1 protein-coding gene is annotated in these 268 nt (G+C 34.7%); it reads right to left on the reverse strand.

The window, feature by feature from the left end; all coding sequences use genetic code 11:
- Positions 1–268 (reverse strand): hypothetical protein (locus tag AAEY83_RS15480; protein ID WP_351060336.1); only part of this gene is annotated, 268 nt, incomplete at both ends.

Here is a 268-nt window from a genome sequence, read left to right on the forward strand (position 1 = left end):
ACATTATAGTCGTGATCGCCTCGTCTTTTCATTTCACTCATAACCAGCTCAACCATTTGTTGTTTTATTGCTGCTTGCTCTGATTTTAACTCCCCTAATTGCCGCTCTAGTATATCTATTTGCTCTTGTTGTTGTGAGTTTTTATATTTTTTAGACCCTAAATGCTCAACATCAATAGCTAAACTAGCATCACTTTTATTTGGCTCATTTGCGGTGCTATTTATGGTTAAACTGCTTTGAATTGGACTTTGTTTGAGTTTGTTAATTT

Source organism: Psychrobacter sp. TB20-MNA-CIBAN-0197 (assembly GCF_040309765.1).
GTDB classification, from domain to species: domain Bacteria; phylum Pseudomonadota; class Gammaproteobacteria; order Pseudomonadales; family Moraxellaceae; genus Psychrobacter; species Psychrobacter submarinus.